Here is a 12,993-nt window from a genome sequence, read left to right as displayed (position 1 = left end):
TTCAGGGCTCGGACAGGAAGAGGCGCACCAGCTCCGGGTCGTAGCGGGACCCGGCCCCCCGGAGGATCTCCTCCCGGGCCTTCCGGGGGGACAGGGCGGGGCGGTAGGGGCGCCCGGAGGTGAGCACCTCGTAGGAATCCGCGATGGCCAGGATCCGGGACAGCAGGGGGATCTCCTCCCCCCTGCGCCCCTGGGGGTAGCCGGTGCCGTCGAAGCGCTCGTGGTGGCACAGGATCGTCTCCGCCACCGGAGCCAGGTCGGAGGAAGAGGACAGGGCGATGCGGTACCCCAGCTCCGGATGCTTGCGCACCATCTCCCACTCCCCCGTGTCCAGGGGACCGGGCTTGCGCAGCACCGCCTCGGGCAGGTCGATCATCCCCACGTCGTGGTAGCAGCACAACAGCTCCAGCCAGCGCATCTCCTCCTGGGGAAGGCGAAGCAGCTCTCCCACCCGCCGCGCCGCTCCCCCCACCCCTTCCGTGTGGGCCTCGCTCTCGAAGGTGCTGCGGCGCAGCCGGTCCATGAGGGCGGACAGAATCTGCCGCCGCACCCCCTCCCGCTCCAGGAGCTTGCGGGCGTACATTCGGTCCTCCGCCTCCCGGAGCACCTGCCCCAGGTCCTGGTCCTCCCGATCCTTGGTGGCCGCCCCGAAGGTGATGCGGCAGGGGATGGGGATCCGGGCCTCGTCGTACCGGGAGATCCGCTCCGCCACGGCCCGGGCGGTGGCGGCGTCGGTGCGGGGCAGCACCACCACGAACTCGTCCCCTCCCCAGCGGGCCAGGATGTCCTCCCCCCGAAGGACCTTGCGGATGCGCTCCGCCGCGTCCACCAGAAGCCTGTCCCCCTCCTGGTGGCCAAAGGCATCGTTGGTGAGCTTGAGCCCGTCCACGTCCCCGATGAGCAGGCTCATGGGAAGCTGCCGGGGGGTGTCCACCCGGACCAGCTCCTCCTCGAAATAGCGGCGGTTGTACAGCCCCGTGAGGGGGTCGTGGTAGCTCAGGAACCGGATCCGCTCCTCCGCCAGGCGGCGCTCCGTCACGTCTCTCCAGATGACCCCCACGGCGCACACCTCGTCCCCCTTCCCCCGGATGGGGGACAGGGTGGACTCCAGGCACACCGCCCGCCCGTGGAAGACCATCCGGGTCTCCCTTCGGACGGTCCGGCCGGAGGCGAAGACCTCGTCCAGGGCCTCCCGCCAGAAGGGGACCTGGTCCGGAGTCTCCGAGAGCAGTTCCTCCAGACCCTGACCCCGCACCCGCTCCTCCGAGGAACCGGTGCGTTCCAGGAAGGCCCCGTTGGCGTACAGACACGTCCCGTCCCGCCCCAGGACCACGATGGAATCGGGGGAGGACTCGAAGAGCGCCCGGATCTGCTCCTCCTGGCTGCGGAGGACCTCCTCCATCCGTCGGCGCTGGGCCATCTCCTGCAGCAGGGTCCGGTTGGCGTGGTCCCGGTCCTCCTCCGCCGCCTGGGCCTTGCCCTGCAGCTCCCTCCGCTCCTTCTGGAGGTTCCGGCCGGACCGCTCCAGGGCGAAGACCCGCTCCACCAGCTCCCCGTTGAGCCCCTGGACCAGCCGGAAGAGCTGGAGGTTCTGGATCAGGGAGGCCACGGAGTTGAGCACCACGGAAAGGAAGATAAGGGACACGTCGGGAATCTCCGTCTTGGGGTCCAGCACCCCCAGGAACATGCCCAACACCCGGCTCGGCGTGGCCAGCACGTGGAGGAGGATCTTCTCTTCCCGGCCGGAGGAGGTGACGGCCACCACCTTGCGCCGGTCGATGGCCCAGGAGAAGGAACCGTCCTCCACCAACAGGGTCTTTTCCCGCTCCACGAAGGCGGACCAGGAGACGGGGTCGCAGTAGATCCGGTCGAAGCTGGGGAACCCCTCCCCCACCAGGTAGAAGGCGAAGGCCCGGAAGGGAAGCACAGCCCGGATGCGGGGAGAGGCCTCCTCCAGGAGGGATTCGGCGTTCGTGCCCTCGTCCAGGGTGGGCAGGTAGCGGTGCAGGTCCAGGGCCATTTCCAGGGCGGTGATGGCCTCCATCCTCTCCCGGTTCGCCTGGGCCAGGCGTTCCTCCAGGAAGCGGATCTTCTGGTGGTCGTCCATCCCCATCCCTCCTAGCCGAAGAACATGCCGGAGACTTCCCGGATCTGCCGCTCCGCCTGGAGAATCAGGGAATCCAGGGCGTTGGGGGAAAGCCCCAGGAGGTCCCAGGAATCCAGGTCCAGCTCCGGGATCACGAAGCTGCCGCTGGAGCCGAAGCGACACCCCAGGGCCAGAAGGTCCGCCACGTGGAGCACCCCGGGCTCGTAGGGGTCCGAAGCCGCCCCGGGCTGGTGGTGGAAGCGCACCGCCTCCGCCAGGGAGGGGGGGATCTTCCAGTCTTTCAGGAGCTGGTACCCCACCGAAGCGTGGTCGAACCCCAGAAGCTCCCGCTCCGCCTGGTGCACCCCCACCCCTCGCCGGATCGCCTCCTGGAGGGCCTGGGCCATGCTGAAGGGGACCCTCCGGTAGAGGATCAACCGTCCCAGGTCGTGGAGCAGCCCCGCCAGGAAGAAGTGCTCCTCCTTGGAGGCGTCCCGACGGGTGGACAGGAGCCGGGCGAAGACCCCGCAGGACACGGAGTGCATCCAGAAGGAGCGCATGGTGACGTAGGCCTCCGGCACGTCCTTGAAGGCGGCGAGCAGGGAGATCCCCAGGGCCAGGGTGGACAGCTCGTTGCCTCCGATGAGCACCACCGCCCGGGAGACGGAATCGATGCGGGAGGCAAAGCCGTAGAAGGAGCTGTTCACCAGCTTCAGCAGCTTGGCGGAGAGGCTGGGGTCCTTGCTCACCACCTCGGAGATGTGGGCCACGGAGCTGGTGGGGGAGTTCAACACCTCGGTGATGCGAAAGTACACGTCCGGGAAGGAGGCCAGGAAGCGGTCGTTCTGCACCAGGTCCCGGGGGGAAAGCTCCCCTCCCTTGCTTCGGGGCAGGGCGGCCCCCCGGAACTCCGGGTCCACCAGCCCCTCCTCCTCCCCGGGCAGGGGAAGCCCCTGGGCCATGCGCTCCGCGGTGCGGCGCACGCAGATGCGGTAGAGTTCCTCCATGGGAAGCCCGGTGCGCCGAGAGGCGGGGAAGTAACGGTCCACCAGCCCCCGGGAGCGCTCCAGCAGGGAGCGGGGCAGCCCCTCGGGCTCCCCTCCCTCCCCCGCCTCCCCGGGGATCTCCACGTCCGCCTCCACCACCCCCCAGGCCTTGAGAGTGGGAAACTGGCCCTCCTTCAGGACCGCTCCCCGGGGAAGGATGAACCTCCCGTTGGGGGCCAGAAGGTCCGCAGCCAGGACCATGCCTTCCTTGAGGTGCTGCACCCCGATCTTTCCCATGCCCGGCCTCCCGCCTTCCTGGATGCAAACCCCGTCATGTTACGTCGTGCACCGCCGCCCCGTCCAGCCGCCTCAGGGGACCCCCTCCGTCAGCCTCTTCAGGGCGTCCCGAAGCGCCTGGACATCGGAGCCCAGGGCCGCCGCGGACTCCTTGAGGGGCCGGTCCGGCGACACCGTGCGGGGCCAGCCCGCCTCCTCCAGCAGCGCCGCCTCCTCCACCCCGAAGAGGACCGCCACCTCCCGCAGGGTCTGGCTGCCCCGCACCTCGTCGGGGTTCGGCGGGGGGCTTTTCCGGTCCCCTTCGGGGGCCCCCGCAAGGGCCGCCGCCACCCGGGCCCGAAAGGCCTCGTCGTCCACCCCGGGGAGCTTCTTCAGGGGCACGTCCCGGGAGACCCCGGGATCCAGTCCCCCCAGGAGGATCAGCCGTTCCGCAGGGATTCCCAGGGTCCGGGACACCTCCTCCAGGGTCATCCAGCCGTAGATCCCCTCCCCCGGGGAGGTCTGGACGCTCTCCTGCCGGGGCGGCGCGAAGGTGGCCCAGATCCCCGTGGCCCGGGCCCCCGCCCAGACCAGCAGAAAGAGCCCCACCCCCGCGAGCCCCAGTCGAAGAGGGGAGAGGGTCCGTCCCTGCACCCCCGTGAAGGCCAGGGCCCCCGGGGCGGGGCAGGCGCAGACGCAGCGCCCGCAGGCCAGACACTCCCCGGAGCGAACCCGCTCCGTCCCCAGGGGCTCTAAGCCCACCGGGCAAGCCCGGTCGCAGGCCCCGCAGCGGATGCACCGATCCGGGACCCGCACCACCTTCCACCAGGCCAGACGCTGGAGGGGAGCCAACAGGGCCCCCAGAGGACAGAGGTAGCGGCACCAGAACCGCTCGATCCACAGGGAAGCTAAAAGCACCGCCCCCGCCAGGACGACGTAGGCCCAGGGGCGCTCCCCCACCTCCTCCCAACCGGCGGACAGGTGCATCCAGGCCACCCAGGGGTCATAGTCCCTCCAGGCCAGGGTGCCCGCCCGCCAGGCCCACAGGGTGATCCCCACCAGCACCGCCCCCTTGAGCCACCGAAGGGGCCGGTCCACCCCCGGGGGGACCCGAAGGGGGCGGATCCCCAGGCGACGCCCCAGGGCGGCCATCCCTTCCCCCAGGGTACCCAGGGGACAGATCCAGCCGCAGAAGACCCGGCCGAAGAGCAGCGTCCCCAGAACCACCGCCCCCAGGAGGATCAGGGAGCTGGGGGCCAGACGCCTCAGCCATTCCCCCTGCGTCAGGAGACGGTGCAGCCCCTCCAGTCCCCCCAGGGGACACAGGGCGTCCACGGGGGGAGCCCCGCCGGGACCGCCCCCCAGCTGCTGGTGCCGAAACCCCACCCAGGACAGGAAGAGGAGGAAAGCCCCCTGCACCGCCGGACGCACCCAGAGCCTTCTCATGCCGTCGCCCCCTCGCCGTGTCTTTTGATCATTGTAGCAGAGACTTGCCACGCAAAACGGGGCGCATTTTTCTTCGCCCCCCTGCGCTATTCAAGGGAGAAAAGGGGGAGTAGGCTGGTTTCCGGGGCGGGGCCTCCCGCTCCGGGAAGGAGAGGATCATGGGGGATTTTCGGGCAACCCTGCACGAAGCCATCGCCTCCCGGGCAAAACGGGCGGTGGACTTGAGCGACTACCTGGCGGCGCACCCGGAGCTGTCGGGAGAGGAACACGAAACCAGCCGGCTCTTCGCCTCCTGGCTGGAGGAGGAGGGCTTCGAGGTCCAGCGCCCCCTCGGAGGGCTGCCCACGGCGTTTCAGGCCCGCCGAGGCTCCGGCGGCCCCGTGGTGGCCTTTTTGGCGGAAATGGACGCCCTCCCCGGGGTGGGACACGGCTGCGGCCACAACCTCCACGGCACCGCCTCGGTGCTGGCGGCCCTGGCGGCGGCGGAGGCCCTGGGCGACCAGCCCGGAGAGATCCGGGTGGTGGGCACCCCCGCGGAGGAGACCGACGGAGCCAAGGTGACGCAGGCGAAAGCGGGGGTCTTCGACGACTGCGACCTGGCCCTCATGTTCCACGCCAGCCCCCAGGAGACCTACGCGGACTACCGCTCCCTGGCCCTGGACGGATGGGAGTTCGTCTTCACCGGCAAACCCGCCCACGCCGCCGCCTCCCCCTGGGAGGGACGCAACGCCCTGAACGGGCTGCAGTTCTTCGTCCACGCCCTGGACATGCTGCGCCAGCACGTGCGCCCGGAGGTCCGCCTGGGGGGCTTCGTCCTGGAGGGCGGACAGGCCCCGAACATCGTGCCCGACCGGGCGGTGTACCGCCTGGAACCCCGCTGCCCCCGCCGGGGCGACCTGGACGCCCTGGTGGCGCGGGTCTTCGACTGCGCCCGGGGGGCCGCCCTGGCCACGGGCACCGAGGTGGCCTGGCACGAGTTCCTCCACGGCTTCGACGACATGCTTCCCAACGACCCCGCGGAAGCCCTCATGGGGGAGGAGCTGGCCCGTCAGGGCTTTTCCCTCGCCCCCTCTCCGGGTCCCCTGGGGTCCACGGACGTGGGCAACGTGAGCCACCGCTGTCCCGCCCTCCAGGCGGAGGTGTCCATCACGGACCTCCCCCTGTCCATCCACACCCGGGAGTTCGCCCAGGCCACCACCGCCCCCCAGGGACACGACGCCCTGGTGCGGGGAGCGGAGGCCCTGGCCGCCGCTGCCCTGCGGATCCTGGCGGACCCGGCTCTCCGCGCCGCCGTCCGGGAGGACTTCCAGAAGCGCCGGTAAGGCCGAAACGACCTCTAGTTACCGGAACAGAACCCAAGAAAGAGGAGGAAACCTGCCATGTTGACCTACGAAGAGGGCATCGCCCGCATCGACCGTTTCCTCGCCGCCCACCTGAACGGGGCGGCGGAGCTTGCCGACCGGATCCACGCCCACCCGGAGCTGGGGGAGCAGGAATTCGAGACCAGCCGCCTCCTGGCGGAGCGCCTCCGGGAGGGGGGCTTTCAGGTGGAGGCCCCGACCTGCGGCCTTCCCACGGCCTTTCAGGGGGTGGCCCGACACGGCTCGGGCCCCGTCGTGGCCCTGCTGACGGAGATGGACGCCCTGCCGGAGATCGGACACGCCTGCGGCCACAACCTCCACGGGGTCATGTCCGTCCTGGCGGGGCTGGCCCTGAAGGAGTGCCTGCCGGACCTGGAGGGACAGATCCGGGTGGTGGGCACCCCGGCGGAGGAGACCAACGGGGCCAAGGTGTCCATGGCGGCGGCGGGGATCTTCGACGACTGCGACCTGGCCCTCATGATCCACTGCAACGCCGGGGAGAGCTTCGTGGACTACCGATCCCTGGCCATGGACTCCGTGGAGTTCACCTTCACCGGCAAGCCCGCCCACGCCGCCGGTTCCCCCTGGGAGGGACTCAACGCCCTCAACGGCGTCCAGCTCCTCTTCCACGGCGTGGACATGCTGCGCCAGCACGTGCGGCCGGAGGCGCGCATGCACGGCATCATCTCCGCCGGGGGCGTGGCCCCCAACATCGTCCCCGAGACGGCCCAGGCCCGGTTCTACTTCCGTGCCCCCTGGCGGCCCTACCTGAACCAGCTCATGGAGAAGGTCTACGACTGCGCCCGGGGGGCCGCCCTGGCCACGGGGACCCAGGTGACCTGGCGCAACAACGAGGCCAGCTTCGACGACATGCTCCCCAACCCCACCGCGGAGAACCTCATCGGAAGCATCCTGGTGGACCTGGGGGTTTCCCTGGTTCCGGGACCGGGGCCCATGGGGTCCACGGACGTGGGCAACGTGAGCTACCGCTGCCCCGCCCTCCAGCCCGAGCTGGCCATCACCCCGGAACGCATGTCCCTCCACACCCGGGAGTTCGAGGCGGCCCTCCTGCTGCCCGAAGCCCACCGGATGCTGGGGGTGGGAGCCCAGGCCCTGGCCCGGACCTGCCTCAAGGTCTTCCTGGACCCGGAGCTTCGCGCCTCCCTGCGGCGGGACTTCGAGGCCCAGAAGAACAAGATGCCCCGGTAGCGTCCGGTCAGGACACCTCCCTCGGGGAGGGCCCTTGAGCCCTCCCCGTTTTTTCTGCCCTCTTCCCCTCTCGGACCTTCCCCCTCCAAGGGGCATACCCCTGAGTACGCCCCCCGACCCCGCCGCATCGATTGACAAACATAAAAGATACGACTAGATTACACATAAGCCATGTGAAGCAGGTGCGCATGTCCCCGGGAGTTCCTGAAGGAGGGCTGCTTCGTGACGGATTCCGGACCGCAACAGATCCACCCGCACTCCCTTTCCGTCCTCCCCAAGCCGGAGACCCCGGCGGAGCACGAGAAACAGATCCGATCCCAGACCTTCGTCTCCACCTGCTCCCCCTCGGGGGAACAGCAGATCACCCTTCGCATCCACGAGTTCTCCACCGCTTCCTGCCCCCGCATCGCCGTGGAGATCACGGACAAGGGAGAAAAAAAGACCTGCGTCGTGGAAGTGGACAAGGTCAACCCCCGGTGCGCCACCCGCGTGGAGATGTACGCCCTCGTGGCGTACCGCGAAGGGGGCCATACGGATCGGGTCGCGGCCGCCAAGGCCCTTCGCCCCATCGAACTCGCCGCCTCCCCCCAAAACCCCCTGTACGTCTCCGATCCCTCCGCCTCCTATTGGGAGGAGCGGATGGATTTCCCGGCGCTCCTTGAAGGGTTGCGGTTGCCCCAGGCCGACCTGAAGGATACGGGGGTGACGCAGAGCGTCCTGTCGTACCTTCTGGAAATCCTGACGGAATACCCCAGGGCAGGCACGCCGGAGCCCCTGCGCCCCCTGGAAAACGGCGCTTCGAAGGGATGGGTGTTCTAGACAAGCCGTTCCTTTGCTTCGCAAGACAACCTGCTATCGGGGAGACCAAGACCACGAGGGCCAGCGAAACCGCTTCCCTTCTTGCTCCCCGTCCTTTTCTGTCCGCACCGTCGCCCGCTGTCCCCTCCTGAGGCGAAGGCCCCACGGGCCATCTTCGTTTTCGGGCACAGAAAAGCCGTCCACGTCTTCGAGCCCCCCTTCCCCGCTCGGGGCCGAGCCCCCTACCCCCGCTCCACCTGCACCCAGGCGTCGGAGAGGCGGTTGTTCCCCCGGTCCGTGAGGGCGGGGGGGATGAGGGCGTTGAGCCCCTCGACGCCGGACTCCACCACCACCACGCCCTCCGGCAGAACGGGGTCCAGGGCAAGGAGCGCCTCCAGACGCGCCCCCCGGGCGGAGAGGACCACCTCGTCCCCTTCCTTCCAGCCCCGGGAGACCAGGGCCGCCGGTCCCACCCAGGCGGCGAGCCGCCCCGTGCGGAGCCGGGCCTGGGCGAGGTCGTTGCCGTTCACCGAGCCGAACCGATGGGGGGTGACCAGCCGCCAGGGAAGGCCGGGAGGTCCCTCCGGAGCCGGGACGGCCTCCGTCAGATGGGGGAACCGGAAGGGGCCCTGGTGCTCCCGGGGGTGGGGGAAACGCCAGATTCCCTCCCCCAGGGGCTCCAGCCCGGGGGTGGCCAGGATGCGCCGCTCCATCTCCCCGAAGGCCTCGGTGAACGGGTCCGCCAGGCCCAGCCGGGCCCCCAGGCGCAGGAGCAGCTCCCGTTCCGAGGGCACGGGAGAGGGGACCAGGGGGTTGGTGCGCTGGAGCAGGTCGTGCCAGTAGCTCAGCACGAAGTCCCCGGGCTGCTCCGGGAAGGGAGAGACGGGAAGCACCAAGCGGCAGGCCCGGGCGGTGACGGAGAGGCGCCAGTCGAAGCAGGCGGAGAAGGGGCAAGTCTCCAGGAACCGCCCCAGGGCCCCCGCGTCCTGAGCCTGGGAGAGGGGGTTGGCCCGCAGGAAGAGGGCGGCCTCCACGGGAGGGTCCGCCTCCAGGAGGGCGGGGCCGGGAGCGGGGCGGGGGATCCACCGGGGACGGGTCCCGGGCAGGCGCCCCAGGTCCGCGGGGAAGGCCGCTTCGTCGTCGGCGCTGAAGCCCAGGCCGCCCCCCGGGACCCCCTGGCTTCCCAGGAGGAACACCAGGGCGTCCAGACACCGGAGGGTCTCCCCTCCCTGAAGGCTGCGCTGTACCGCCCATCCCGCCCAGAGGCTCAAGGGGCCTTCGTCCAGGACGAAGCGGGCCAGGTCCTCCAGGTCCTCCCCCCCCATCCCCGTGGCCCCCCGGGCCTCCGGCTCCCCCAGGGAGCGCAGGGCGGCAAGAAAGGTCTCCCCTCCCTCTCCGGGGGCATCGGGGAAGCCTCGGGCCTCGAAGGCCCGCCTCGCCAGGTATCGGGCCAGGGCCCCGTCGCTCCCCGGCCGGACGGTCCAGGTGCGGTGGGCGAAGCGTCCCGTGGGGGTGGTGCGCACGTCCAGGGAACCCACCAGAGCCCCCCGCCTTCGGGCCTCCACCAGGAGGGGGACGAAGTGAGGGTTGGTCACGGCGACGTTGCGCCCCCACAGGAGGATCCGGCGGCTTGCCAGCACCGTCTCCGGGGGGAGGTGGGCCCGCAGGGCGTAGGATTCCTTCAGCGCCGCCCCCCCTTCCCCCCCGCAGAGGGACCCTCGGACCCGGGTGCACCCTCCCAGGGCCTCGGGGAAGCGGTCCAGGATCCCGTTGCCCAACAGCAGGTTCCCCGATCCCGTGGCCCAGAGGACCCCGAGGTGGCCGCTGTGGGCGAGGGCGGACTCCACCCCCCGGACCAGCCGGTCCAGGGCCTCCTCCCAGGAGAGGGGGCGAAACCCCGCCCCGTCCCGCCACAGGGGGACGGTCAGTCGGTCCGGGGCCGCCAGGTCTCGAACCCAGCGACTTCCCTTGGGGCAGAGGAAACCTCTGGTGTAGGGGTGGTCCTCCCGGCCCCGGAGGCCCAGGAGGCGCCCTCCCTCCACCGTGGCAACGAGGCCGCAGGAGTCGGGGCAGTCGAAGGCGCAGGCGGAGAGGACGGATGAGGTCACGGGCATGCCTCCTTGCAGGGGGTGGTCGCGGTTCCCTCCAGTATAGGGGAAACGCCCTCCCCCCTTTTCCCCGAATGGTTGTAGGATGATCCCCGCAACGACCAAACCGACTCGGGGAGGAACCTCCATGATCGCACCGGAACCGCGACGCAACCTGACCCTCCTGGCGGGAGGCGCCCTTCTGTCCCTGGCCCTCTGGGCCTTCCACCGGGAGATGCTCTCCTACCCTCCCGGTGAGGTGATCCGCCAGATCCGCTCCCTCCCCGCCTGGGGGCTGCTTGCCGCCCTGGCGCTGACGGCGACGGACTACGTCCTCCTCACGGGGTACGACGTCCTGGCCCTCCGGGCCCTGAACCGCCCCCTGCCCTACCGGCGCACCGCCCTGGCCTCCTTCTGCGGCTACGCCGCCAGCCACAACCTGGGGATGGCCCTGCTCTCCGGCGGAGGGGTGCGCTTCCGTCTCTACTCCGCCTTCGGCCTGACCCCCCTGGAGATCGCCGGGGTGGTGGGGTTCTGCGGCCTCACCTACTGGATGGGGCTGGCGGCCCTGGGAGGGGTCGCCCTGGCCTTCTTCCCCCCGAGGCTGCCCTTCCTCTCCCTGCCCCTTCCCCTCCTGCGCGCGGCGGGGGGGGCGCTGCTGGCCCTTCTGGCCCTGGGGGCAGTCTTGGCGGCGACGGGGCGGCGTTTCGAGGTGCGGGGACACGTCCTGCGCCTGCCCCCCCTGCCCCTGTACGTCGCCCAGATCGCCCTGGCCTGTCTGGACTGGACCGTGGCGGCGGGGGCGCTCTTCGTCCTGCTGCCCCCCTCGGCCCTCTCCCTCCCCCACTTCCTGCTGCTGTTCCTGGCGGCGGCCCTGTGCGGGGTGATGAGCCAGGTCCCGGGAGGGCTGGGGGTCTTCGAGACCCTGCTGCTTCTGTCCCTGAAGCCCTGGATCCCCGCGCCCCAGGTCCTGGGGGCCCTGCTGGCCTTCCGGGGGATCTACTACCTGCTCCCCCTGGGGACGGCGGGGACCCTGCTGGGGGTCCACGAGCTGCGGCAGCGGGGAATCGAGCCTCTGCGGGTCCTGGAGCCCCTGGCGGGGCAGATCCCCCTGTTCGCCTCCCTCACCGCCTTCGCGGGAGGGCTCTACCTGCTGGCCGCCGGGGCCATCCCCCTTCCCCACCCCCTGAACCGCCCCTTGGCGCTGGTGGAGGCCTCCCACTTCCTTTCCAGCCTCGCCGGGATGGGGCTGCTCCTGGTGGCGGAGGGGCTGCGCCGTCGGGTGGACGGGGCCTGGCTGCTTTCCGTGACCCTGCTGGGGGCGGGGGCGGTCCTGGGGGTCCTGAAGGGGGACGGCCCCCTGGGCGCGGCGATCCCCCTGGTGGGGGCGCTGCTTCTGCTGCCCCAGCGGGTTCGGTTCGACCGCCGCTGCGCCCTCTGGGGGGACCCCCTCTCCCCGGGCTGGACCGCCGCGGTGGTCCTGGGCTTCGGGGCCTCCCTGTGGCTGGGGTTCTTCGCCTTCCGGCACGTGGAGTACCGGGACGCCCTCTGGTGGGCCTTCGCCCTCCAGGGGGACGGGGACGCCTCCCGGTTCCTGCGGGCCTCCGTGGGGGCGGCGGTCCTGGCCCTGGGCTGGGCGGGGCTTCGGCTCCTCCGTCCCGCCTGCCCGTCCCCCGAACCCGCCACGGAGGAGGACCTGGCGGCGGCGGAGCCCGTGGTGGCCGCCTCTCCGAAGGCGGAGGCACACCTGGTCTTCCTGGGGGACAAGCGGCTCCTCTTCTCCCCGGACCGACGGGCCTTCATCCAGTACGGGGTGCAGGGGCGAACCTGGGTGGCCTTCGGCGACCCCGTGGGCCCCAGGGAGTGCTGGGAGGAGCTGGCCTGGACCTTCCGGGAACGGGCCCATCGCTGCGGGGCCCGGGGGATCTTCTACGAGGTGGGGGAATCCGCCCTGGGGCTCTGCCTGGACCTGGGGCTGCGCCCCCGGAAGATCGGGGAGGAGGCCCGGGTTCCCCTGGACCGGTTCTCCCTGGAGGGTTCCTCGGGGAAACGCTTCCGGGCCGTCCTGCGGCGCCTGGAGGAGCGGGAGGGCATCTCCTTCCGGGTGGTCCCGGCCTCGGAGGTCCCGTCCCTGCTCCCGACCCTTCGGGAGATCTCCGACCAGTGGCTGGAGGCCAAGCACACCCGGGAAAAGGGCTTCTCCCTGGGGCGGTTCGACGAGCCCTACCTGCGCCGCTTCCCCGTGGCCCTGGCGGAGCGGGACGGGGGCATCCAGGCCTTCGCCAATCTCTGGACCACCCAGGGGCGGGAGGAGCTGTCCCCGGACCTGATGCGCCACCGAAGCGACGCCCCCCGGGAGATCATGGAGTACCTTTTCGTGCGCCTCCTGGCGTGGGGCAAGGAGGAGGGCTACGGGGCCTTCAGCCTGGGCATGGCTCCCCTTTCGGGCCTCCAGGACCGGTCCCTGGCCCCCCTGGAGCAGCGCCTGGGGGCCCGGCTCTTCGCCCACGGGGAGCACTTCTACAACTTCCAGGGGCTGCGGCGTTTCAAGGAGAAGTTCGACCCCCAGTGGTCCCCCCGCTACCTCGCCGCCCCGGGAGGGCTGGCCCTGCCGGGAATCCTGGCGGACCTGGCGGCCCTCATCTCCGGGGGGTGGACGGGAATCGTGGGCAAGTAGTTCCCCCGATGGACAGGGGAGAGGCTCCATGCTAGCCTAGGAAAGTTCCGGGGACCGAGCAACCCGC

Annotated in this window: 8 protein-coding genes; 4 read left to right on the top strand and 4 right to left on the bottom strand. The window is 71.0% G+C overall.

The window, feature by feature from the left end:
- Nucleotide 1: 1 nt before the first annotated feature.
- The 3 genes from APAU_RS01435 to APAU_RS01425 all read right to left on the bottom strand — a co-directional run bounded on the left by APAU_RS01435 (nt 2) and on the right by APAU_RS01425 (nt 4,794).
- Nucleotides 2-2,107: a diguanylate cyclase gene (locus APAU_RS01435; protein ID WP_006299874.1), complete on the bottom strand. Its 2,106-nt coding sequence runs from the start codon at nt 2,105-2,107 to the stop codon at nt 2-4.
- 11 nt (nt 2,108-2,118) lie between these two features.
- A complete protein-coding gene (locus APAU_RS01430) occupies nt 2,119-3,369 on the bottom strand; it encodes an HDOD domain-containing protein (protein ID WP_006299872.1) in 1,251 nt (416 codons plus the stop codon).
- 72 nt (nt 3,370-3,441) lie between these two features.
- Nucleotides 3,442-4,794, bottom strand: a complete 1,353-nt coding sequence (locus APAU_RS01425) for a 4Fe-4S binding protein (RefSeq protein ID WP_006299871.1) — start codon at nt 4,792-4,794, stop codon at nt 3,442-3,444.
- A gap of 158 nt (nt 4,795-4,952) precedes the next feature.
- Here APAU_RS01425 and APAU_RS01420 point away from each other — a divergent pair, with 158 nt between their 5' ends.
- From APAU_RS01420 to APAU_RS01410, 3 genes are all read left to right on the top strand, one after another.
- Complete coding sequence (locus APAU_RS01420) at nt 4,953-6,116, top strand: amidohydrolase (protein ID WP_006299870.1); 1,164 nt, start codon at nt 4,953-4,955, stop codon at nt 6,114-6,116.
- 57 nt (nt 6,117-6,173) lie between these two features.
- Entirely contained in the window at nt 6,174-7,364 is a 1,191-nt protein-coding gene (locus tag APAU_RS01415; protein ID WP_006299869.1) for a M20 family metallopeptidase, read from the top strand.
- A 222-nt stretch (nt 7,365-7,586) separates the two neighbouring features.
- Nucleotides 7,587-8,183 carry a hypothetical protein gene (locus APAU_RS01410; protein ID WP_006299868.1) on the top strand — a complete coding sequence of 199 codons (597 nt, stop codon included), beginning with the start codon at nt 7,587-7,589 and terminating at the stop codon, nt 8,181-8,183.
- Nucleotides 8,184-8,404: 221 nt separating this feature from the next.
- Here APAU_RS01410 and APAU_RS01405 read toward each other — a convergent pair whose 3' ends face one another.
- Complete coding sequence (locus APAU_RS01405) at nt 8,405-10,270, bottom strand: molybdopterin-dependent oxidoreductase (RefSeq protein WP_006299867.1); 1,866 nt, start codon at nt 10,268-10,270, stop codon at nt 8,405-8,407.
- A gap of 127 nt (nt 10,271-10,397) precedes the next feature.
- Here APAU_RS01405 and mprF point away from each other — a divergent pair, with 127 nt between their 5' ends.
- Nucleotides 10,398-12,926: a bifunctional lysylphosphatidylglycerol flippase/synthetase MprF gene (mprF, locus tag APAU_RS01400; protein ID WP_006299866.1), complete on the top strand. Its 2,529-nt coding sequence runs from the start codon at nt 10,398-10,400 to the stop codon at nt 12,924-12,926.
- Nucleotides 12,927-12,993: the final 67 nt, after the last annotated feature.

This window comes from Aminomonas paucivorans DSM 12260 (genome assembly GCF_000165795.1).
GTDB lineage: Bacteria > Synergistota > Synergistia > Synergistales > Synergistaceae > Aminomonas > Aminomonas paucivorans.
The sequence above is the reverse complement of the archived record's forward strand: the minus strand, read 5'-3'. Positions and strand labels throughout refer to the sequence as shown.

Coding starts and splice junctions, on each gene's coding strand:
- APAU_RS01435 (WP_006299874.1), bottom strand. CDS start 2,107: ATGGACGACCACCAGAAGATCCGCTTCCTGGAGGAACGCCTGGCCCAG.
- APAU_RS01430 (WP_006299872.1), bottom strand. CDS start 3,369: ATGGGAAAGATCGGGGTGCAGCACCTCAAGGAAGGCATGGTCCTGGCT.
- APAU_RS01425 (WP_006299871.1), bottom strand. CDS start 4,794: ATGAGAAGGCTCTGGGTGCGTCCGGCGGTGCAGGGGGCTTTCCTCCTC.
- APAU_RS01420 (WP_006299870.1), top strand. CDS start 4,953: ATGGGGGATTTTCGGGCAACCCTGCACGAAGCCATCGCCTCCCGGGCA.
- APAU_RS01415 (WP_006299869.1), top strand. CDS start 6,174: ATGTTGACCTACGAAGAGGGCATCGCCCGCATCGACCGTTTCCTCGCC.
- mprF (WP_006299866.1), top strand. CDS start 10,398: ATGATCGCACCGGAACCGCGACGCAACCTGACCCTCCTGGCGGGAGGC.